The 22,402-nt window shown below is 64.3% G+C and carries 15 protein-coding genes and 3 tRNA genes; 9 read left to right on the top strand and 9 right to left on the bottom strand.

Annotated elements, in window-relative coordinates:
• Positions 1-25: 25 nt before the first annotated feature.
• The gene (tdh, locus tag F562_RS0108270) at positions 26-1,063 is read right to left on the bottom strand and encodes an L-threonine 3-dehydrogenase (RefSeq protein WP_018156479.1); all 1,038 of its coding nucleotides are present in this window, start codon (positions 1,061-1,063) and stop codon (positions 26-28) included.
• A gap of 136 nt (positions 1,064-1,199) precedes the next feature.
• Between tdh and F562_RS0108265 the strand changes: the two genes are divergently transcribed.
• Positions 1,200-1,275, top strand: a tRNA-Lys gene (locus tag F562_RS0108265).
• A 65-nt stretch (positions 1,276-1,340) separates the two neighbouring features.
• On the opposite strand, the gene F562_RS0108260 is transcribed toward F562_RS0108265, so the two are convergent.
• From F562_RS0108260 to F562_RS0108245, 4 genes are read right to left on the bottom strand one after another with little or no spacing between them, the layout of a single operon-like run.
• Entirely contained in the window at positions 1,341-3,293 is a 1,953-nt protein-coding gene (locus F562_RS0108260) for a BCCT family transporter (protein ID WP_018156478.1), read from the bottom strand.
• Positions 3,294-3,347: 54 nt separating this feature from the next.
• On the bottom strand, positions 3,348-4,436 hold the full coding sequence (locus tag F562_RS0108255; protein ID WP_018156477.1) for an FAD-binding oxidoreductase: 1,089 nt from the start codon (positions 4,434-4,436) through the stop codon (positions 3,348-3,350).
• Positions 4,433-5,698, bottom strand: coding sequence for an aromatic ring-hydroxylating oxygenase subunit alpha (locus F562_RS0108250; RefSeq protein ID WP_018156476.1), 1,266 nt, complete (start codon positions 5,696-5,698; stop codon positions 4,433-4,435). Before F562_RS0108250 ends, F562_RS0108255 begins: the two co-directional genes overlap by 4 nt.
• 19 nt (positions 5,699-5,717) lie before the next feature.
• Entirely contained in the window at positions 5,718-7,757 is a 2,040-nt protein-coding gene (locus tag F562_RS0108245) for an NADH:flavin oxidoreductase (RefSeq protein ID WP_018156475.1), read from the bottom strand.
• A 72-nt stretch (positions 7,758-7,829) separates the two neighbouring features.
• Here F562_RS0108245 and F562_RS0108240 point away from each other — a divergent pair, with 72 nt between their 5' ends.
• Both F562_RS0108240 and F562_RS20135 read left to right on the top strand, forming a co-directional pair.
• Positions 7,830-8,735, top strand: a complete 906-nt coding sequence (locus F562_RS0108240) for a LysR family transcriptional regulator (RefSeq protein ID WP_018156474.1) — start codon at positions 7,830-7,832, stop codon at positions 8,733-8,735.
• A 94-nt stretch (positions 8,736-8,829) separates the two neighbouring features.
• The gene (locus F562_RS20135; protein WP_018156473.1) at positions 8,830-10,548 is read left to right on the top strand and encodes a YihY/virulence factor BrkB family protein; all 1,719 of its coding nucleotides are present in this window, start codon (positions 8,830-8,832) and stop codon (positions 10,546-10,548) included.
• Positions 10,549-10,563: 15 nt separating this feature from the next.
• Here F562_RS20135 and F562_RS0108230 read toward each other — a convergent pair whose 3' ends face one another.
• Positions 10,564-12,159 carry a PucR family transcriptional regulator gene (locus tag F562_RS0108230; protein ID WP_018156472.1) on the bottom strand — a complete coding sequence of 532 codons (1,596 nt, stop codon included), beginning with the start codon at positions 12,157-12,159 and terminating at the stop codon, positions 10,564-10,566.
• A gap of 113 nt (positions 12,160-12,272) precedes the next feature.
• On the opposite strand from F562_RS0108230, the gene F562_RS0108225 reads away from it, so the two are divergent.
• Genes F562_RS0108225 through F562_RS0108200 form a run of 5 tightly spaced genes read left to right on the top strand, consistent with a single transcriptional unit; the run spans position 12,273 to position 20,090 of the window.
• On the top strand, positions 12,273-13,796 hold the full coding sequence (locus F562_RS0108225) for a CoA-acylating methylmalonate-semialdehyde dehydrogenase (RefSeq protein ID WP_018156471.1): 1,524 nt from the start codon (positions 12,273-12,275) through the stop codon (positions 13,794-13,796).
• Positions 13,789-15,129, top strand: coding sequence for an aspartate aminotransferase family protein (locus F562_RS0108220; protein ID WP_018156470.1), 1,341 nt, complete (start codon positions 13,789-13,791; stop codon positions 15,127-15,129). The genes F562_RS0108225 and F562_RS0108220 overlap by 8 nt, the downstream gene beginning before the upstream one ends.
• A 58-nt stretch (positions 15,130-15,187) precedes the next feature.
• Positions 15,188-17,269 (top strand): molybdopterin oxidoreductase family protein, encoded by a 2,082-nt coding sequence (locus tag F562_RS0108210; RefSeq protein WP_483782826.1) that lies wholly within the window; start codon positions 15,188-15,190, stop codon positions 17,267-17,269.
• 2 nt (positions 17,270-17,271) lie between these two features.
• Entirely contained in the window at positions 17,272-19,128 is a 1,857-nt protein-coding gene (locus F562_RS0108205) for an NAD(P)H-dependent oxidoreductase subunit E (RefSeq protein ID WP_018156467.1), read from the top strand.
• On the top strand, positions 19,125-20,090 hold the full coding sequence (locus tag F562_RS0108200; protein ID WP_018156466.1) for a 2Fe-2S iron-sulfur cluster-binding protein: 966 nt from the start codon (positions 19,125-19,127) through the stop codon (positions 20,088-20,090). Before F562_RS0108205 ends, F562_RS0108200 begins: the two co-directional genes overlap by 4 nt.
• Positions 20,091-20,157: 67 nt before the next feature.
• Here the strand turns inward: F562_RS0108200 and F562_RS0108195 are convergent.
• Both F562_RS0108195 and orn read right to left on the bottom strand, forming a co-directional pair.
• A tRNA-His gene (locus tag F562_RS0108195) sits at positions 20,158-20,233 on the bottom strand.
• A gap of 71 nt (positions 20,234-20,304) precedes the next feature.
• Positions 20,305-20,955 carry an oligoribonuclease gene (gene orn / locus F562_RS0108190; protein WP_018156465.1) on the bottom strand — a complete coding sequence of 217 codons (651 nt, stop codon included), beginning with the start codon at positions 20,953-20,955 and terminating at the stop codon, positions 20,305-20,307.
• Between the two features lie 67 nt (positions 20,956-21,022).
• Between orn and F562_RS18520 the strand changes: the two genes are divergently transcribed.
• A complete protein-coding gene (locus F562_RS18520) occupies positions 21,023-22,225 on the top strand; it encodes a PrsW family intramembrane metalloprotease (RefSeq protein ID WP_083915499.1) in 1,203 nt (400 codons plus the stop codon).
• Positions 22,226-22,244: 19 nt separating this feature from the next.
• Here F562_RS18520 and F562_RS0108180 read toward each other — a convergent pair.
• A tRNA-Arg gene (locus F562_RS0108180) sits at positions 22,245-22,318 on the bottom strand.
• Between the last annotated feature and the right edge of the window lie 84 nt (positions 22,319-22,402).

Genomic DNA, 22,402 nt, shown 5'->3' with positions numbered 1-22,402 from the left:
GCGGTTAGCTGAGCTCGACCGGCGGTTAGCTCCAGTCCATGATCACTTTGCCGCACTCACCCGATCGGGCGGTGTCGAAGGCGTCCTGCCATTGCTCTGCGGGGAAGCGGTGGGTAATGACCGATCGAACGGCTGTCTCCAGGCTCGCGGATGATGCGAGCATGGCGCTCATGCGATACCAGGTGTCGTACATCTCGCGGCCGTAGATGCCCTTGATCTCGAGCATGTGCGTGATGACCTTGCCCCAGTCGATTGGGAAGGGAGCGGCGGGTAGGCCCAGCATGGCGATCCGTCCGCCGTGGTTCATGTTGGCGATCGTCTCCTCGACTGCCGACGCATGCCCGCTCATCTCGAGCGCGATGTCGAATCCCTCTCGCATTCCTAGGGATTGCTGCGCATCGGCGATGCGTTCACGAGCAACGTTGACGACCCTGTCGGCACCGGCCGCGCGCGCCAACTCCAACCGGTAGTCGCTGACGTCGGTGACGACGACGTACCGTGCGCCGACGTGCTTCGCGATGGCGGCTCCCATCACTCCGATGGGGCCCGCTCCGGTGACCAGAACGTCCTCCCCGGCGATCGGAAAGGACAGCGCTGTGTGCGCGGCGTTACCGAACGGATCGAAGACGGCGCCGACATCAGGATCGAGGTCATCGGGCTGCACCCAGACGTTGCTGGCAGGTATCACGACGTAATCGGCGAACGCTCCGTCACGATTGACGCCAATGCCGACGGTACGGATGCACAGATGGCGGCGGCCGGCCCGACAGTTGCGGCACTCTCCACAGACGACGTGACCCTCTCCGGACGCCCGTTGGCCGACTCGCACCGAGTCGACACTGGACCCGACTTCGACGACCTCGCCGTAGAACTCGTGGCCGATGATCTGCGGCGGTTTGACGGTGGCCGCGGCCCATTCGTCCCAGGCCTCAAGGTGCAGGTCGGTGCCACAGAGGCCTGCCTTGAGGACCCGAATTTTGACGTCACGGCTGCCGCAAGTCGGCTCCGGAAGGTCGATCAGTTCCAGGCCCGGTCCCGGGCTCGTCTTCGCTAGCGCACGCACCTGCGTCAGTCTGCCGCATACCGTCCGAGGAGTGAGACCAGGGCCACGCCCGATCGGACTCATCTCGATTTCGCTCCAGGTCCAGGCGCTGCTAGTGTTTTGCCTCGTTGCTCCGCCTCGCGGCGGCAACGGTCTGGCGCCATTAGCTCAATTGGCAGAGCAGCTGACTCTTAATCAGCGGGTTTGGGGTTCGAGTCCCTGATGGCGCACCACCCAAGAAGGGCCCGGCCTCCTGGCCGGGCCCTTCTTCGTGTGCTCGGTTGCTAGCAGCCAGAGTTCAACGCGTGGGTTCGGGTTGGTCGTCCTCATCCTGGGCGACCTCCACGACGCCGCCCTGGTTGACGTACTCCTGGGAGGACTCGAACTCTGGGGTGTCGAAGACCTCGCCAGCCAGCGGGTCCACGACCTCGTTGTCCAGTCGGTGCTCCCCGGTCTCCGGGTCGATCGTCATGTCGCTCGCATCGAGGTTTCGGAACGAGATGATCTGCGGGTCCTGGACCTCGGTCGCTTGGCCCGCCGCGGGTGAGAGCCCGCCCATCGTGCTGCTCACCCCAGCCATGCTTCGTACCTCGCTGCGCAGTCGCGACTTGGCTCCCGAACCGAAGACCTGGGGCATCTCGGTCGATTCCTGGTCCTCTGACCGGGGGATCACCTGGATGTAGTTGGGCATGTTCGCCACATCGTGCCGGAACGCTCGCAGCATGGAGACACAGCCGAGCACCATGATCACCGAGAACGGCGCCGCAGTGGAGATAGACAACGTTTGGAGTGCCGTCAAGGCAGCGTCGCCACCAACCACCAGCAGTACGGCAGCGGCCACACCCTCCAGTGCCGCCCAGTAGACCCGGGTTGCCACGGGAGTGTCGACGCGTCCACCGCTGGCGAGCATGTCGATCACCAGTGACCCAGAGTCAGAGGACGTGACGAAGAAGAAGACCACCACAGCCATCGCAGTGATCGATAGCACGGTGGTCATCGGCAGGGTGTCGAAGTACTGGAACAGCGCCGTGGTGCTGTTCACGCCCTCATCAGGGTTGGTGATGACGGACTTGTTCTCCCGCTGCTCGAAGATCGCGCCGCCGCCGAAGATGGTGAACCACACCAGGCTGGCCATCGTGGGCGCGAGCAAGACCCCCACGATGAACTCGCGGATAGTACGGCCGCGCGAGATTCGTGCAATGAACATGCCCACGAAGGGCGCCCAGCTGGTCCACCAGCCCCAGTAGCCGAGCGGCCATGTGGCCTCCCAGCCGTCGGACGAGAACGGCCCGGTGTGGAACATGCTGTCGGGAAGGATGGTGATGTACTCGCCGAAGTTGTCCGGAATCGCCTTCAAGAAGAAAATCGTCGGCCCGACGATAAAGATGACCAGCGCCAGGCTCGCGGCGATGGTCATGTTGATGTTGGACAACCATTTCAGGCCCTTGTGCACACCGGAGACAACCGACCAGATCGCGATGCCGGTGATGGCTGCGATGAGACCGATGATCAGCTCGTTGGACTCCTCGGCCCAGCCAAGGAACTCCAAGCCAGCAATGAGTTGGCTGACGCCGAAGCCGAAGGACGTGGCGATGCCGAACAGGGTTCCGACGATCGCGATGGTGTCGATGGCGTGTCCCATCCAGCCTTCGACACGCTGACGGCCGATGAGCGGCTCGAGCAGCCACCGCACGGCAAGCGGACGGCCGCGCCGGAACGACATATAGGCCAGACCGAGGCCGACCACCGCGTAGATTCCCCACGGGTGCAGGCCCCACTGGAGCATCATCAGTCCGACGGAGTGCTGAGCGGCCTCCATGCTCTGTGGTGCATCGCCGTAGGCCTCCGGCGGAGTGATGAAGTTGGTCAGGGGCTCCGCTACGCCGAAGAACACCAGACCAATACCCATTCCGGCGCTGAACAGCATCATGAACCAGGATGCGATGCCGAACTCGGGCTGCTCGTCGTCGCGGCCGAGGCGGATGCGGCCAATACGGGAGAAGGCGCAGTAGAAGCAGAAGATAAGGAAGATGTTGACCGCGATGACGTACCACCAGCCGACCCCGTCGGTCACCCATTGATTGAGGGTCCCGGTGGCATCCTCGGCTTGGTCCCGAAAGATCACCACGATCGTGATCAAGCCAAGGATCGCAACCGATGCCGGGATAAAGACGGGCTTGAAGATTCCCTCCGATAGTCCTCCGCCCGGTGGGCTCTCAGTCTTGGTCGCACTACTGGATGGTGCACTCATCGGAGCTCCTCAGGTCGGGGTCCTGGCAGTTTTGTCCCAGCCACCGTAGGCGGTCTAGGCGTCGATCACCAGGTCAGTGCACGGCGTTGAGCAGCACATGAGGATCTTTCCCGCAGCGATCTCACGTGGGCGGATTCCTCCTGCGTGCTGCATGTCGACGTCCCCCTCGAGAAGATCGAGTTTGCAAGTGCCGCAAACACCTTCGCCGCACGAGGACGCCAGAGACAGGCCCGCATGAGCTGCCGCCGTGAGGAGTGGAGTCGACTCAGCGCACTCGATCACCCGCCCGCTGCGCTGGAAGGTGACCTGGTGGGAGACCGACGTGGTCGAGGTGACCTCCGACTGCCCGGTGTCATCAGCCCCGAGCAGGAAAGACTCCTGGTGATAGCGGGCGGGGTCGACGCCGAGCAGGTCGGCCAACTCGCGCACCGCGGCCATGTAGGGCGGGGGGCCGCAGGTGAAGATCTCCGTGGTGAGCAGTTGGGGACACGCCGTCAGGAGAGCCAACGGGTTAAGTCGACCGCGTGGTCCCTCCCATACCTCGTGTGGGGCGTCATCCTCGCAGAGGATGGCGATGTTGACGTTGGCGTATCCCGCCAACTCGGCCAACTCCGCACGGAAGATGATGTCGTCGGGGGTCCGTGCGCTGTGGACGAATGTGACCTGCGTGGAATCCGCGCGGTCGACGAGTGACCTGAGCATTGACATTGTCGGGGTGATGCCGCTGCCCGCGGACAGGAACAGATAGTGATCGGCTGGGTGGTGCGCCAGGCTGAAGTCTCCAAAGGGGCCGCGGGCGAAGACCGTGTCGCCCACCGAGAGGTGGTCGTGTAGCCAGTTCGACACCGGCCCGCCGGGCACTCGCTTGACCGTGATGGTCAGGGCCTCAGGTCGAGTCGGCGTGGAAGAGATGGTGTAGCAGCGCTCGGCGTATGCACCATCGACCGGAAGGTTGAGGGTGAGGTACTGACCGGGATCGAAGTCGAGTCCGCTTCCGCCAGGAATGGCGAACGTGAACGAGCGGACGTCGTGGGTGATGTCGTCAATTGCTGTGCAGAGCAACACCCCGTCGACCTCGTGCACGAGGGCTGGGGTGTGGTCGACGGTCCTCGAAAAGACCTGCGAACCAATGATTTCCGTCATCGTGAAACCTCCTGCAGTCGTTCCGTGTACCACGTGACGAAGGCATCAACGTGGTATTCGGTGGGGGCATAGGGGCCAGGCTCGTAGGCCGGATCAGTGACGCCCTCTTGGGCGCGACGGCAGAAGGTCGCGTCCTGCTCGTTGGTCTTGATCCAGACGTCGGTGAGGTGGTCGAGGTCGTAGTCTTCGCCCTCAACCGCGTCCTGGTGGACGAGCCACGTGGTGCGGACCAGCGTGCGGTCTGCTGCGAGCGGCAGAACGGAGAAGACCACAGCATGGTCGGCCATGAAGTGGGACCACATATTCGGCTGGTGATGCAGGCTCATCCGTCCGAGGCGGGCGGTGTCCAGATCGCCAAGCAGTTTCCGGCATGCGGCGGTTCCATCCATCGTGTAGGACTCGCCTGCGCCGTCAAGGGCTGCGCGCTCAACGCGAATGGCCGACGGGCGGCCCGACAACTCCTCGATGAGTTCGTGGGCATACCCCCGGTCGTCGCACACCCGCTTGAGCTCCGCCTCGGCAGCGAGGTAGCGGGCATGTGCGGGCAGCAGTCGTGGTGGGATGTCCTCTGGCGCATAGCCATACGTGGGGAAGAATGTTTCGGTCAGCTCAGGGTGGCCAGCCTCGCAGTGATAACACTCCCGGTTGTTCTCCATCACGAGCTTCCAGTTTGCGTGCTCGACGAGGTCGATCTGTGCCGCCACCTTGGTGCGTTCGAGTGCGTGGGGCGCGAGGTATGGCGAGACGCGAGCGGACACCTCGTCAAAGTCGGTCGGAGGGGTGTCGGCGAGACAGATGAAGATCAGTCCGCTTTCGGAGCGGACCGCGACCTGCTTGAGGCCGAAGCATGATTTGTCGAAGCTCGGAGCCTGCTGCCCGGCGTGCAGGAGCGTGCCATCGGTGGAATAGGTCCACTGGTGGTAGCCGCACACGATGTTGCCGACGTCCCCACGCGCCTCGGTGAGCAGTCGCGAGCCCCGGTGCCGACACACGTTGTGAAGAGCGCGGACCTGTTCGTCGTCGTCGCGCAGAACGATGACTGACGAGCGGCCGATCTCAACGGTCAGGTAGTCGCCAGGTTCTCTGATCTCGGCTTCAGTCGCGACGAAGATCCACGTTCGGGAGAAGACGGCATCGATATCGACTTCGAAAACCGTTGGAGACGTGTAGAACTCACCGTCTAAGGCATGCCCAGGTCGCCGCCGCTGGTGCAGTTTGGTGGATGCCGACAGTGCAGTCGGTGCGGCGTCGAGCATGGTCATGGCGGGTGACTCCTAGCGTTCAGAACGGGTGACAGAGGCGGAGCGCGTCGTAGATCGCGGCGTGGATGTTGCGACTCGCCACGGCATCGCCGATGCGAAAAAGTTGATACCCACTCGCGGAATTGGTGGCGATGGACTGGACGGTCCCGGCGCGGAGCGCTTCGTGATCGACCTCGCCAAGGTTGACCGAGTGGGGAAGCAACTTGGTGTAGAGCTCGTCGTTCGGGAGGGTCCCGTGCTCGACGACGACTCGATCGACAACCACCTCGCGGGTGCGGTTGGCGTACTCGTGGCGAAGGTGCGCTACCCGTCGGCCGTCTTGTTGGGTCACCCGTTCCAGCCGGTATGCCAGGCTCACCTCCACGTCATGCTCCGCGAAGGCCTTCAAGTAGGCGGGGGCATTCATCCCACCGACGCCGATGCCGAGGGTGCGCTCGGGGGTGACGAAGTGGACCCGTGCGCCAGCGCTGGCGAGGTGCTCGGCAGCGTCAAGGCCAGGTTCGGTGCCGTTGTCGTCGTAGACCAGGACGTCACCCGACGGGCGAACTGACCCCTCCAGCACGTCCCAGCTGTCGCTTACCAAAGACGTTCCGCCGTCGAGGAATTCGCGGTTTGGCATGCCGCCGGTCGCCACGATGACCAGGTCGGGCTCCTCGTTCAGGACGTCGTCGGTCTCGGCGTAGACGCCGTATTTGATGGTGGCCCCGGCTCGTTGTGCTTCGGCAACCCGCCAGTCGGTGATTCCGATGAGGTCGCGTCGACGGGGTGATTGGGACGCCAGCCGGACCTGACCGCCGGGTTCGTCGGCGGCTTCGAGGACGGTCACGCGATGCCCACGCTCGGCCAGGACGCGCGCAGCCTCAAGGCCCGCGGGTCCCGCGCCGACGACGACGGCCCGACGCTTGGCACCAGGGGAGATCTGCACTACCTGCGGGAGGCTCAACTCTCGTCCGGTGGCCGGGTTATGCAGGCACTTGGCGTCGCCCGACTCGTAGATGGCATCGAGGCAGTAATTCGCCCCCACACAGGGCCGGATGCGGTCTTCCGCGCGCGCGGCGACCTTGGCTACGAGGTAAGGGTCCGCGAGTTGGGCGCGGGTCATGCCGACGAGGTCGAGGAGTCCCTCGCGGATGGCGTGGCGTGCGGTCGGGACATCGGAGATTCGCGAGGCGTGCATCACGGGGATCTCCACCGCCCGCTTGATCTGTCCGGCGAACTCCAAGAACGGTGCGGAGGGCGTTCCCATCGAGGGAATCACCTTGGCCAGGGTGGCGTCGCTGTCGATCGTGCCCTTGATCAGGCTGAGAAAGTCGACGCCGTCGCTGACGTAGTGACGCAGCGCCTCCAAGGTCTCCTCGGGCTGGAGGCCGCCAGGGCGGTCCTCGTCCATGGACATCCGGATGCCCACGATGAATTCAGGGCCGACGGCTTCCCGGATCGCGCGAATCACCTGACGGGGGAACGCCATGCGGTGTTGCAAGTCTCCGCCATATTCGTCCGTACGGTGGTTGGTCAGCGGTGACAAGAATCCGTCGAGCAGGTGGCCGTACGCCTCGAGTTCGATCCCGTCGAGGCCAGCCGCCTGACATCGGGCGGCGGCATCGGCAAAGTCTCTCGTGATGCGGTCCAGGTCCCACCGCTCCGCAGCCTTGGGAAACGCGCGATGTGCAGGCTCGCGCAGCGGCGAGGGGTAGACCAGCGGTAGCCAGTCGTCGGTGTAGTTGCTTGTGCGTCGCCCCAAGTGGGTGATTTGGGTCATCACGGCCGCGCCATGCTCGTGCACTTCGTCGACGAGATCGCGCAGCCACGGCACGATCTCGTCCTGCCAGAGCAGGAGATTGCCGAAGGACGGCGGGCTGTCGGGGGAGACCACCGCAGATCCACCCATCATGGTCAGACCGACGCCGCCTTTGGCCTTCTCGACGTGATAGGCGCGGTAGCGCTCCTTGGGCATGCCCGCGTCGCCGTACGCCGGCTCGTGCGACGTGCTGACGACGCGGTTCCGCAGCCTGACGCCTTTGAGGTCGTACGGCTCCAGCAGCGGGTCGAAGGTAGCCATGCCGTTAGCGTGACGCGGATCACTGCTGAAGAAAAGCGCACGATTTTGCATGTAAAAGCGTACGGTTTCTGCATGATTGATCAGCGGATCCGGGTACTCCGCACAGTGTCCGAACTGGGGACGGTGACGGCGGCCGCGCACGCCTGGGGATACACACCGTCGGCCGTCTCACACCAACTGCGCGCGCTGTCGCGCGATCTGGGCTTTCCGTTGTTGGAGCCGGACGGCCGCAACGTCCGATTGACGGTTGCGGCCCAGATCCTGCTGGAGGGCGCCGATGAGATGAATGCGCGCTGGGAGGAGTTGCGGGCCGAGATTGCGGCGAACGTCCGTGAGCACGGCGGTTTGCTGACGTTGTGCGGATTCTCGACGGCAGCGGCGGCACTGTTACCGGGTGCGGTGCTCGCGGTGCAAGAGTCGTTCCCCTTTGGGACAGTGCGGATCGTCGAGGCGAATCCGGCGGAGTGCTTTGACTTGCTGTTGGCCGAGCGGGCCGACCTCGCCGTCATCGTGGCGACCGATTCGACGCCTCGACGAAATGACAGCCGATTCGAGCAACAATCGCTGCTGGATGACCCGATCGACTTGCTGGTTCCGGCAGATCACCCGCTTGCCCAGCGAGATTCGGTGCTACTGCAGGACGCATCCAGTGAGGACTGGATTCTGGATCGGCCCGGCAGTCCCTACCGTCACCTGGTGTTGGCGGCTTGCGCGTACGCCGGTTTCACGCCGTCCATCGCGCATGAGTCGGCTGAGTGGGATACCGGGGCGGCCCTGGTCAGCGCGGGTCTCGGTGTCGCGATCGTGCCGCGCTTGGGGCGCCTGCCCGAGGATCCGCGGGTGAAACGGGTGCCGTTGGGGGGTGATCCGCCGCCAGCGCGGCACATCCTCACTGCGATCCGACGGGGCAGCGCGGATCAGCCCATGCTGTCTGCGGCTCTGGCTCATCTTCGCACCCGGGCACAAATGGACGCATAAGATCACGGGCGGTTGCACCCGATCGCGCACGGCATCGTGGTCCGCAGATAGGTTGGCTCCCAGACCTGTCCGTCATGAAGGAACGAGTTCAGACATGGCCGTGGATGCCTTGGAGACCCCGGACGTCATCGAGCGACCCACCGAGATACCGCAGGTAACTGCGAAGCCTGACGTGAAAGTTGCGTTCAAGCGAGCGATTGCGAAGTTCGGCAGAGACGGCAGCACTGACACCGCGGCCACCCTGACCTATTACGGCTTGTTCTCGTTGTTCCCGGCGCTCGCGGCGGTGGTGGCGTTGATCAGCCAGGTGGTCAAGCCGGACGCAATCATGGACATTCTTGTTGAGCTGACCGGAAAATCGAGGGAGGACTTGTCCACGGTCGGCACTATCGTCAACAACTTCGCGGACAGCAAAGGCGCCGGCCTCACCCTGGTTATCGGTGTGGTGACGGCCTTGTGGTCGGCCTCCGGGTATGTCGGCGGCTTCAGCCGGGCGATGAACCGTATCTACAACGTCCAGGAAGGACGGCCCGTTTTTGCGCTACGGCCATGGCTCTACGTCGTGACCGCCATTCAGGCCCTGATGATCGTGACGATCATCGTGGCAACCGTGCTGTCCGGTTCCTTGGCCAAGACCATCTTCGATGCTGTCGGGCTGGGCACTGAGGCCGCGGGCCTTTGGGACATGGTGAAGCTCCCGTTCATGGCGTTCATGGTGATCACGATCATCGGGCTGCTCTACTGGGCAACGCCGAACGTGCGCAAGCCGCGGCGGATGTTCTTCTCCTGGGGTGCGCTGTTCGCGTTTGTCACGTGGATCCTGGCCACGATCGGCTTCGCTACTTACGTCGGCCTGTCCGCGGGCGCGAAATATCAGGAGACGTTCGGCCCGTTCGCGACCGCAGCGCTGTTCATGTTCTGGCTGTGGCTGACCAACCTCATCATGCTGTTTGGTGCCGAGCTCGATGCCGAACTTGAGCGCACCCGCCAACTCAAGTCGGGACTCCCGGCCGAGACGATGATCTTGCTGCCGCTGCGCAACGATGCGGCCATCATCAAGGCCCAGGAGAAACTCGACCAGAACGTCACCGAGGCATACGTCCTGCGCCGCGACGCCGAAGAAACTTTGGACGAGCGCGGTATGCCCGTGCTGGATCGGGAGCCCCCGGCCGCGGTGCGCAAGGTGGCAGACGGGGGCGAGTCGCAGGACCCGCTTGAGGCCCAGCGAGCCGCGAAAACGACCGCCGACGACGCAGGAGATGACGTGACGAATCAGGAACCGGCGCCGGTGACGACCGCTGCGATGCGCGCCACCATCGAGCAGGAGCGCCACGAGCGCAGGACCGCTGAACTGGCTGAGATGCGGCGCCAGCGGGTCATCCGCGACCGACTTGAGGACCAGGAGCGCAAGGCCGCCAAGGTCGAAGCAGAGCGGGAGAAGAAGCGCGCCAAGGAGGCGGCGAAGCAAGCGGCCAAGGAGCCAAAGGAAGAGCCCACGCCGATCGAGGAAGAGTGGGCGCACCGGGAGATGGTCCGAGCCCGTTATGCCCCGCGCCGCACGCCAGAGCGGGATGCCGCGGACATCGAGCGTGCCAAGCGCCGGGTGACCTTCCGTACCGAGCAGGCGGAGAAGGCAGCCAACCCGCCGCCACCCAAGCCGCCCAAGCCCGTCAAGGTGCCGATGCCCAGCCCGCTGCGCGATGACATCGTGAATGGTCGCGAAGAGCGTCGCCACACCTGGTACGACGAGAACCCTCGACAGCCCGAGGTTGTGCCGCTTCCGAAGCGTCGGGATGTGAAGGGCTCGTCCTAACCCACGCCAGGGGACTCAGGGTGGAGTGAGCTCAGCCGCGAGCATCGCGACGTGGAGTGATGCGCGAATATGCGGGTCGTCCACATCGACTCCGAGAACGCGCTCAGCCTTGGCGATCCGGTCATAGAAGACCGGTCGGGACAGATGGAGGGCCGCGGCGGCGGCGACCTTGCTGGTCGGGTGCTCCAGCAGGGCGCGGACGGCGGCCTCCAGATCGGTGCCGTGGGAGGCGTCATAGTCCCGAAGCGCCGCGAGCTCGCGGTCGACGAACAAGCCGAGCCGGTCGTCTTCGGCGAGCAATGCCAGCAGTCCGCGCAGGTGGACGTCTTCCAGCCAATGGACTCCGGCGCTGTCACCGCGTACGGCCTGGACGACCTGGTGGGATTCCCGCAACGTGCGGTCGGCTTGGGTAAGCCGCGGCACGGGACGACCGGCACCGGCGACGATGCGGCCCCGGTGCTCAAGAGCGCGGGTGATCGCGGTGACAATCGGTGCGACCTGCGCCCCAGCATCCAGTGAGAGCAGGAGGCGCACGTCGGAGTCGACCTCACACACCAAGGCAGGAGTGCGCTGCTCGTGGGCGGCGTGGACGGCGGCCGCGACCAACTCATCCACGTCAGGAGTGCGCGAAATGTTCTCACCCGGATTGGGTCGGGGATTGATGGTGACTCCCACGAATTGCCTTCGCTCGACAGGAAATTCGGCGAGCTCGCACCGCTTGGCTAGGTCTGGCGAACGCGGGTCGGAGAGAAGACCGACGATGAGTTCGTGATGAGTGCGCCGCACGACGCTGTCCTGCTGGCGGGCATGAAGGCGATCCATCGCGAGTGCCGCCGCGGCGCGCTCGATGACAGCGAACAGTCGACCCGGTGGGGGTTGGGTGGCGCGAATGAGTAGCCGGCCCCACCGCCGTTCGCGGCGGCCGACGCGACTGATGAGCCATCCGCCGTCGGCGTCCCAACTGGTGCGGCCATGTACCTGCAACCGTCGTGAACTGGGGCCCCAGTTGAGCAGCATGTCTGCTGGATCGTCCGTGCCGCTGCGAAAGTCGAGAATCTGGTGGTTCTCGTTTTCCAAGACAACGGTGCTGCCCGAAAGGCGTTGCACTGCTTCGAGAATGTCCCTCGGTCCTGCTTCGGCAACGCTCAACTCGGTGAACGTCTCGTGCACGCGCTGCGCTTCACGCAGCTCAGCGATCTGTGAGGCGACCAGGCGCTCGCCGACGTCCTGGATGATCGCGGCGAATCTGGCCTCTTGCCGTAGTGCGACCAGCGGCAAGCCCAGGTTGTCGCACGCCGTGATGAGCGACTGGGGAATGCGCTGCCAGCGCCGACCGAGTTCGATGACGATCCCCGAGGCGCCGGTATCGGCGAGGCTGGAGGCGAACTCGGCAAGTTCTGCAGGGGTGTCCGGCATGGCGATACCAGTGCTGAGCAGGAGATCATCGGGTCGCAACAGAGGCGCGATGTCGGCAAGTTCGGCAGAGTGGACCCATCGGACGCGTCCGGCGAGGCCGTCGTGCCCAGCCACCACCTCGGGCCCCGCGGCGCGCAGTACCGGCGTCGCGAGCACGTCGCGCACACTCAAGGTGCTGGCGGGACGCTCGTCCATGACAACTCCGACACTTTGACGTTGATTCGCGCTGAAGCCTACACATTGACTCCTTCCGGCCAGGGGCTCCCTCCGCCATCCTTAGTCACATCAGTCATCGAAACGGAGGACCCATGTCCAGCACCATTCCGCACTGGGTCGACGGTGCCCGCTATGACGGCGCGTCGAAGCAATGGGGCGATGTCACCAACCCCGCGTCCGGCGAGGTCAGCGGCCAGGTCGCGCTCGCGAGTTCTGCGGACGCCGAACACGTCATCGCCTCGGCCAAGGTAGCGGCAGCCGAGTGGGGCAACACCTCGCTTGCGCGGCGTACGTCAATCATCTTCCGTTTTCGCGAACTACTCGCTGAGCGCAAGCAGGAACTGGCAGCGCTGATTACCGCCGAGCACGGCAAGGTCCACAGTGACGCCTTGGGCGAGATCGCTCGCGGCCAGGAAGTCGTCGAATTCGCCTGTGGCATCTCGCATCTGCTCAAGGGTGGCCACTCTGGAAACGCCTCGACCGGCATCGACGTCCACTCCCGTCAGGAACCGCTTGGTGTCGTCGGCATCATTAGCCCGTTCAACTTCCCGGCCATGGTGCCGATGTGGTTCTTCCCCGTCGCGATTGCTTCAGGAAACACGGTCGTCCTCAAGCCCAGCGAGAAGGACCCCTCGTCGGCCATCTGGCTCGCCGAGTTGTGGAAGGAAGCCGGTCTGCCGGACGGTGTCTTCAATGTCCTGCAGGGCGACAAGACCGCCGTTGACGCGCTCCTGACCTCCCCGGACGTCGAGGCCATCAGTTTTGTCGGTTCCACCCCCATCGCTCGGTACGTCTACGAGGAGGCCACCCGCGCAGGCAAGCGCGTGCAGGCACTCGGCGGAGCCAAGAACCACATGGTGGTCCTGCCTGACGCTGACCTTGACCTCGCCGCTGACGCCGCGGTTAACGCTGGCTTCGGCAGCGCTGGCGAGCGCTGCATGGCCATCAGCGTCCTGGTCGCCGTCGAGCCGATTGCCGATGATCTGGTGGCCCGCATCGCCGAGCGCACCGGGCACATCGTCGTCGGCGACGGCAGCGAGTCCGCGACCGGTGAGGGCAAGGAAGCCGACATGGGCCCCTTGGTCACCAAGGTTCACCGCGACAAGGTCGCTGCCTTCATCGACTCTGGTGAGGAGGCTGGCGCCAAGGTCGTCGTTGACGGACGCGGCGTCCAGGCTCGCGGCGGCAAGGACGGATTCTGGCTCGGCCCCACGCTGTTCGACCAGGTGAAGCCCGACATGGACATCTACACCGAGGAGATCTTTGGCCCGGTGCTGTCGGTCGTTCGGGTCCAGTCCTACGACGAGGCGCTGGAGCTGATCAACGCCAATCAGTACGGCAACGGCACCGCGATCTTCACCAACGACGGCGGAGCCGCGCGCCGTTTCGAGCAGGATGTGCAGGTGGGCATGATCGGCATCAACGTGCCGATTCCCGTGCCGGTGGCGTACTACTCCTTCGGCGGCTGGAAGAACAGCCTCTTTGGCGACAGCCACGCCTACGGGCCCGACGGTGTCCACTTCTACACGCGGACGAAGGCCGTCACCACCAAGTGGATCAATCCGGCAGCACGCCCTGCCGGCGGACTGGAATTGGGGTTCCCGCAAAATGACTGATTCGGATCTCGCTGACCTCAGCCCCGAGCGCACGTACGAACTCGACCGGGCGCACGTCTTTCATTCCTGGTCTGCCCAGGGTGCGTTGGACCCCATCGTCATCACCAAGGCGCAGGGCAGTCATATCTGGGATGGCGAGGGCAACCGGCTCCTCGACTTCACCTCGCAGTTGGTTTACACCAACCTTGGGCACCAGCACCCTCGACTGGTGAAAGCAATCCAGGAGCAAGCGGCGACCTTGTGCACGGTGGCTCCGCCGTATGCCAACGCCGCCCGCTCGGAGGCTGCTCGGCTCATCACTGACCACACCCCGGGTGACCTCAACCGCGTCTTCTTCACCAACGGTGGGGCCGACGCGAACGAGCACGCGATTCGGATGGCGCGGCTGCATACCGGACGGCACAAGGTGTTGTCCCGTTACCGCTCCTACCACGGCGGCACCCACCTCGCGATCAACGCGACAGGTGACCCGCGGCGCTGGGCCAGTGATGATGCGACGGCTGGCACGATCCACTTCTTCGGGCCGTTCCTGTATCGCAGCGCGTTCTACTCGACCACCGAGGAGGAAGAGTGCAGCCGCGCTCTGGCGCACCTGCGGCAGCTCATTGCGCTGGAAGGGCCGAGCACAATCGCGGCGATCCTGCTGGAGTCCATCCCGGGAACAGCCGGAATCATGGTCCCGCCGCCCGGCTACCTCAAGGGTGTCCGGGAGCTGTGCGATGAGCACGGAATCATGCTCATCGCCGATGAGGTGATGGCCGGCTTCGGACGTGCCGGTGAGTGGTTCGCCATCAATCGGGATGATGTCGTTCCAGACCTCCTGACCTTTGCCAAAGGGGTGAACTCCGGCTATGTCCCACTGGGTGGCGTGGCGATCAGCGACGCGATCTACGAGACCTTCCGGGAGCGGTCCTATCCCGGCGGGTTGACCTACTCGGGTCACCCATTGGCTTGTGGCGCCGCAGTCGCCACCATCCGGACGATGGAAGACGAGGGCACCGTCGAGCACTCGGCCGCATTGGGTCGCGATGTCTTTGAACCGGGCCTGAAGGCGCTCGTGGACAAGCACGAGTGGGTCGGCGAGGTCCGCGGCACGGGCGCATTCTGGGCCATCGAATTGGTGCGGGATTCGCAGACTCGGGAACCGTTGGCGCCGTATGGCGGCAGTAGCCCGGAGGTGTCAGCAGTCGTCGCCGAGTGCAAGAAGCGCGGGATGCTGCCGATGACCAACTTCAACCGGGTTCACCTGGTGCCGCCGGTGAATATCTCGCCGGACGAGGCTGCTGAAGGAATCTCGATCTTGGATGACGCGCTGACCGCCGCTGCGGGATAGCACCAAGAATGCCCCTGCTCGTTGCCCCGGACGCCTCAGTTGCGTCCGGGGCAACTGCATGTCTAGGCCCTGCGTCGCGTCATCGCGCAGTCGGCACAGAACGAGGTTGGCGATGGGCTGCCAACACCCTAGGTGTCGTGGTGGAATTGGAGGTGCAGGCGTACCCGCCTGGACGCTCGGCACGAAGGACGAGGCCATGCCACGCAACTACACCCGACTGACCCAGCCATTGGTCCGCGAGCACGGCGAGCTGCGACCGGCGAGTTGGGACGAGGCCCTCGACCGGGCCGCCGCCGGATTCCAACGCAACCTCAGGGAGCATGGACCCGATTCGTTCGGGATGTTCTCGTGCTCACGATCGACCAACGAGATGAACTTCATGGCGCAGAAGTTCACCCGATCGGTGATCGGCACCAACAACATCGACTCCTGCAATCGAACTTGACACGCTCCTAGTGTCGCCGGTCTGGTGGCAGTGTTCGGTGCTGGCGGTGGCACCACTTCCTACCGCGAAGCAGAAGACGCCGATCTGTTGGTCTTCTGGGGGTCGAACGCCCGTGAAGCGCACCCGATCTTCTTCCAGCATGCGCTGAAGGCGATCAACTCCGGAGCCAAGGTCTACGTCGTCGACCCGCGTCGATCCAAGACGGCCGAGTGGGCTGATACGTGGGTCGGTCTCGATGTCGGTACCGACATCGCGCTGGCTTACGGCATCGCCCGCGAGATCATCCATGCCGGGCTGGTCAATCGCACCTTTATCGAACGGGGGACGACCGGCTTTGAGGCGTTTGCCGAGTCGGCCGAACCGTGGACGTTGGAGGCCACCGAGCGTGAGACCGGTGTGCCTGCCGAACTCATCAAGGCGCTGGCCCATGACTATGCGAAAGCCGAGCGCGCGCAACTGTGTTGGACGCTCGGCATCACCGAACATCACAACGGAACGGACAACGTCCGCGCGCTGATCAACCTGTCGCTACTCACCGGCCAAGTCGGGAAGTATGGCTCCGGCTTGGTGCCGCTGCGGGGACAGAACAATGTCCAAGGTGGTGGCGATATGGGTGCCATCCCCAACAAGTTCCCCGGCTTCCAGGATGTCGAGGACGACGAGGCGCGAGCGAAGTTTGAGGACACCTGGGGCGTCAGTTTGCCTCCGACCAAAGGTATGCATCTGTCGCAAATGATGGAGGCGATGGACGAGGGGCACCTCACGCACCTCTACGTCGTGGGCGAGAACCCCGTGCAATCGGACGCGGACTCAGCCGCGGTTCGGAAACGACTGGGCGATCTGGATCACCTTGTGGTGCAGGACATCTTCCTCACCAAAACTGCTGAACTTGCCGACGTGGTGCTGCCCGCAGCCGCGGCGTGGTGTGAAAGCGAGGGGACGTTCACCAACAGTGAGCGGCGCGTTCAGCGGGTACGCAAGGCCCTCGAACCACCCGAGGGAGCCCGGGATGACATCACCATCATCAAGGAGATCGCCCGCAGGATGGGCTCCGGCTGGGAGGACTGGTCGTCTGAGCAGATCTGGGACGAAGTGCGTTCTCTTTCACCGGCTTTCGCGGGTATGAGCTATCAACAGTTGGAGAAGCGCGGCGGCATTCAATGGCCCTTCCCAGACGAGGACGGCCCCGAGACCATGTTCCTGCACGCTCGACTGTGGGAGCAGGATCCGGACTTGCGCGGCCGGCCAGCGCCGTTTGGCATCGTCCAGCACGAGCTCCCGGTCGATCAGCTTGACGAGGAGTTCTCGCTGAGGCTGACAACCGGTCGCCGGCTAAGTGACTACAACACGGGCGTGCAGTCCGGCGGCTATAACTCCCCGCTCCGCCTCGGCACGACCGTCGACATGTGTCCCGAAGACCTAGCGGCCTACGGGCTCAACGATGGAGACCTGGTCCGCATCGCCTCGCGGCGAGGCTCAGTCGAGGCGCCCGCCCGCCGTGAACCGGCACTGCGCCCCGGCCTGGTCTTCATGGTGTGCAACTTCCCGGACGATGTTGACACCAATGCCCTGACCATCGAAGCGAACGACCCGATCGCGGGAACGGCCGAGTTCAAGGCCACTGCCGTCAAACTGGAAAAGGTGCACACACCGGTCGAGACGACCGACCTGGTCACCGCCGGACAGGAGACCTGACCTTGGACCTGAAGTTCACCGATGCTGAGCCAAGTGCGGACGAACGCGAGGCTGTCGATCGTCTGATTGGCGTCGCGGACAGCGGGTGGTACGGCGGCGAGCGTGCCGCCGAAGACCACCGGCGATCCTTTGGTGGGCAGAGTGCGCGCTCGCGGCGGGACCTGGTTCTGGAGGCTTTGCACGCCGTCAATGACCGGGTGGGTTGGATCAGCCCCGGTGCGCTCAACTATGTCGGTCGCCGCTTGAGCATCCCGCCCGCCGACGTCTACAGCGTGGCGACGTTCTATGCGTTGTTCTCGACGCACCCACGGCCTCGGCGAATCGTCCACGTGTGCACCGACATTGCCTGCGAGGCGAAAGGCTCGAAGCAAGTATGCGCCGATCTTGAGGAGCGACTCGGCCCTCCGAGCGCGGTGGCCGGCTGGAAGCACAGCCCATGCCTGGGTATCTGTGAGCGATCGCCAGCGGCGCTCGCCGTGGAGGCCGGCGATCCGGCGATCGAGCGCACCCTCGGGCCGACCACATCCCACGAAGTGCTGCAAGCGCTGGAGATCGGACCTGCTGCCGTGACCTCCGAGGCCGCGGCCACGATGGCCGTTCCCCAGGCCGGACAAGACGGCTTGCTTTTGCTGCAGCGGGTCGGTGCGGTTGACCCAGAGAGCCTGACCGATTTCGTTGCCGCAGAAGGATATTCGGGTCTTCGTAGGGCCCTTGAACTGCAGCCGGCGAAGGTCGTTGAAGAAGTTAAGGCGGCCAAGCTGCTCGGACGGGGCGGTGCCGCCTTCCCGGCTGCCGTGAAGTGGGAAAGCACTGCCGCTCAGGAGGCGACGCCGCGCTATCTCGTGTGCAACGCGGACGAGAGCGAGCCGGGTACGTTCAAGGATCGCGCGATCCTCGAGGGCGATCCGTTCTCGCTGATCGAAGCGATGGTGATCGCCGGATATGCGATCGGTGCCGAGCGCGGCTATATCTATCTGCGCGGTGAATACCCACGCTCACTTCGGTTGCTGCGCAACGCGATTGAGCAGTCGCGCGCACATGGCTATCTCGGAGAAGACATCCTCGGCAGTGGCTACTCCTTCGAGATTGAGATCCGGCGCGGTGCTGGGGCGTACATCTGCGGTGAGGAGACCGCGATCTTCAACTCGATCGAGGGCTATCGCGGCGAACCGCGCAGCAAGCCCCCGTTCCCGTTCGAGGCGGGGCTCTTTGGGAAGCCGACCGTGGTCAATAACGTCGAGACGTTGGTCAATGTCCCGCTGATCATGCGGATCGGCAGTACCGCCTATGCCGAGCTCGGCACCGGGGATTCGACGGGGCCAAAGCTCTTCTGCGTGTCCGGCAATGTAGCGCGGCCTGGCGTCTACGAGGTGCCATTCGGGGTGACCCTCGGTGAGGTTTTAGAGCTCGCAGGCGGTGTGTCGCAGGGGAATTCGCTTCAGGCGGTGTTGTTGGGTGGTGCTGCCGGTGGATTCGTCCGACCAGACGAGCTCGACATCCCGCTCACCTTCGAAGGCACCAGGTCGCGCAGTACGACACTCGGCTCGGGAGTGGTGCTGGCCTTCGACGACACGGTTGACCTGCCGAGCATCCTGGTGCGCATCGCTCGCTTCTTCCGAGATGAATCGTGCGGTCAATGCGTGCCATGCCGGGTCGGCACGGTCCGGCAGGAGGAGGCGCTCGTGCGCATCAGTACGCGCCGGGACGACGACCCGACCGCCACGGCATCGGACATCTTGTTGCTGCGCGATGTGGGCTTGGCGATGAAAGACTCCTCAATCTGCGGCCTGGGTCAGGCAGCGTGGAATGCGGTGGAGTCCGCGATCGACCGAGTCGGAGTTCTGGAGGAGTCGACATGACCACCACCGATAACCGGGCACCTGTGCACATGGGTATGCCCACCCGGCTCGTGACAGTCAGCGTCGACGAGCGAGAGGTGAGCGTTCCCGAAGGCAGCACCATCCTGGCTGCCTGCGACGCAGCGGGTGAGGACACCCCGACGCTGTGTTACGGCGACACCCTCACGCCCAAGAACGCTTGTCGCGTCTGCATGGTCGAGGTCGAAGGGTCACGCGTGCTCGTCCCGTCCTGCTCCCGACGGGTGCAGGAAGGCATGGAGGTCAAGACCGACACTGAGCGAGTGCGGCACAGCCGCCGGCTCGTGCTGGAAATGCTTGGGTCCTCGGTCGACCTATCGACCACACCGCGGGTCGCGGACTGGATGGTGCGTTATGCCGCCGATCCGGAGCGATTCGGTCCACCCGCTGGCGAACAATTCGACCGCGACGTGCACGAGCCGGGGGAGCACCACCTGCCTGACGGGTCGACCGCGGCCACGATGGAGCAGCCCGTCAAGGTCGATAACGACCTCTATGTGCGCGACTACAGCAAGTGCATTCTGTGCTACAAGTGCGTCGACGCCTGCGGCGAGCAGTGGCAGAACACCTTTGCCATCCAGGTGGCGGGACGCGGATTCGACTCCCAGATTTCAACCGAATTCTCCGTCGAGCTTCCCGATTCGGCCTGCGTCTACTGCGGCAACTGCGTCGAGGTCTGCCCCACCGGTGCGCTGTCGTTCAAGTCGGAGTTCGACATGCGCGACGCTGGCACCTGGGACGAGGAGCGGCAGACCGAGACCACGACGGTATGCACCTTCTGTGGTGTGGGTTGCAACCTCACGCTGCACGTACAGGACAACGAGATCGTCAAGGTCTCCTCGCCGCACGATCACTCCGTCGGCCACGGAAACCTTTGCATTAAAGGGCGATTCGGCTTCCAGCATGTGCAAAGTCGCGAGGACCGAAAGCGCCGCAACGATTGAGTCGGCGTGTCCTGCTAGTTGGGTATGTTCCGAACTAGCCGGACACGCCGACTCGGGCTCGCGCCCTTGGGGTGAGTGACGGGGTTTGAACCCGCGACAACCGCGACCACAACGCGGTGCTCTACCAGCTGAGCTACACCCACCATGCGAGTGCCTCCCACGGGAGGCAACGCCGCCTATCGTACATCCTTCGCGGCGATGGTCCGAACCACTGTTAGTCGCGTGGCTCGGGGGCAATCGTGTGCTTGGCGGCGACCGCTTTAGCCGCCTCGGAGGTTGGACCCGGGCGCTCCACGAAAACCGTCTCGCGGTAGTAGCGCAACTCCGCGATGGACTCCCGAATGTCTGCCAGCGCGCGGTGGCCGCCGTGCTTCTCGGGCGAGCTGAAGTAGACCCGGGGGTACCACCGGCGGGAGAGCTCCTTGATCGAGGAGACGTCCACGATGCGGTAATGCAGGTAGCTCTCGAGTTCAGGCATGTCCCGGGCAAGGAAGATCCGGTCGGTGCCGACGGTGCTCCCCCCGAGTGGCGCTTTACCGGCCTCCGGTACGTGTTCCTTGATGTAGGCCAGGACCCGCTCTTTGGCGTCTTCGATGGTGGTCCCGCCCGCCAACTCGTCCAACAGGCCACTGGTGATGTGCATGTTGCGGACGAAGTCGTTCATCTGGTCGAGGGCTTCGTCCGGAGGTTTGATGACGATGTCGATGCCCTCACCAAGGACATTGAGCTCGAAGTCCGTGACGAGCGCAGCGACTTCGACGAGCGCGTCATTCTGGGCATCAAGGCCAGTCATTTCGCAGTCGATCCAGACGATGCGGTCGGCGTGGCTGCGAGCGGTCGGCGCGGTCGTAGTGGTGTCGTTCACACTGTTCACTCTGGCATACCGACCGAATCTGTGTCCTGCGGCTTCGCTCGACTAGCGTGTTCTCACCATGTCCCACGATGTTCCTTCGCCGTCGATGGCGCACGCCTATTCAGATCAGGCGGTGCCCACGCCGGGCCGGTTGCGTCGGCTTCCGCGGTTGCGCCGGGTTGTCCTGATCACTGTGCTCACGGTGCTCTTTGGGCTGGGCGGCGTGAGCACGCTGGCGCTGATCGGGGCCACGACCGGCCTGACCGCCACAGTGTTCGGCATCACCTTGTCGTTGGTCGTCATCGGCATCGTGGTGCCAGTCTTCCTGTGGGTCGACCGGTTCGAGGCCGAGCCTCCAGGGATGCTCGCCTTCGCCTTCTTGTGGGGTGCGTGCATCGCCACCATCGGGGCGGTCTTTCTCAACGACTTTGGCGGCTACCTCCTGGGAGCGGGAGAGGAAGACAACGGCCAGGTCGCCGTGCTCGTCGCGCCACTGGTCGAAGAGTCGCTGAAGGGCTTGGGGCTGCTGCTTCTGCTGTGGTTCCGTCGACGTGAGATTGACGGAGTTCTGGACGGCATCGTCTATGCCGGGCTGACCGCGTGTGGCTTTGCCTTCGTCGAAGACATCATCTATCTGGCGAGCGATTACGCGACCTCCGGCGAATCCGGGCTGATGAGCACCTTCGTGCTCCGGGTGGTCATGAGTCCTTTTGCGCACCCGATGTTCACGATCTGGATCGGCATTGGCGTGGGGCTTGCTGCGGTCAGCCGGCGGTGGGTAGTGCGGCTCGGAGCGCCCGTGCTCGGCTGGCTGATTGCGGTCTTCTTCCACGCCCTATGGAATGCCGGTGCGGTGATCAGCGCCAACGGTTGGTTGTGGACCTACATCGTGATCCAGGCACCGCTCTTCCTCATGTTCGTGGCGCTCCTGATCTGGGTGCGTCGACGCGAGGCGAAGATCATCGGCCGCGAGCTGCAGGCGTACGTCCCCAATGGCATCCTCACGCCCGCGGAGGTGGCCATGCTCAGTTCGATGTCGGAGCGCAAGTACGCGCGCCAATGGGCGGATAACTCTGGTGGGAAGCCAGCCCGCGCCCGAATGGCGGAGTTCCAGGAAGCCGGCAGCGAACTAGCGATGGTGCGAGCCAAGATCAGCCGGGGCATCCGCGGCGAGCGGATCCTGCGGGAGGAGCAAGACCTCGTCACGGTGATCGCGATCCGCCGCCAGGAGTTTTTGGGGAGCGCCATCTATCGCAAGTTCGAAGTACTCGGACATCTCTAGATCCCGCGAAATTCGCGAGCGCCCCCGGCAGGATTCGAACCTGCAACCTGCGGATTAGAAGGCCGCTGCGCTATCCGATTGCGCCACGGGGGCTGAGGCGGCGTACCGCCGAGAATGCAGTCTAGAGATCTGTTTCGTCACGAGTGTTGGCAGGCGGCAGATGTTGGGTTAGGCTGT

Source organism: Demetria terragena DSM 11295 (assembly GCF_000376825.1).
Lineage (GTDB): Bacteria > Actinomycetota > Actinomycetes > Actinomycetales > Dermatophilaceae > Demetria > Demetria terragena.
Note: the sequence above shows the minus strand (reverse complement) of the source record. Positions and strands in the feature narration are given on the sequence as shown.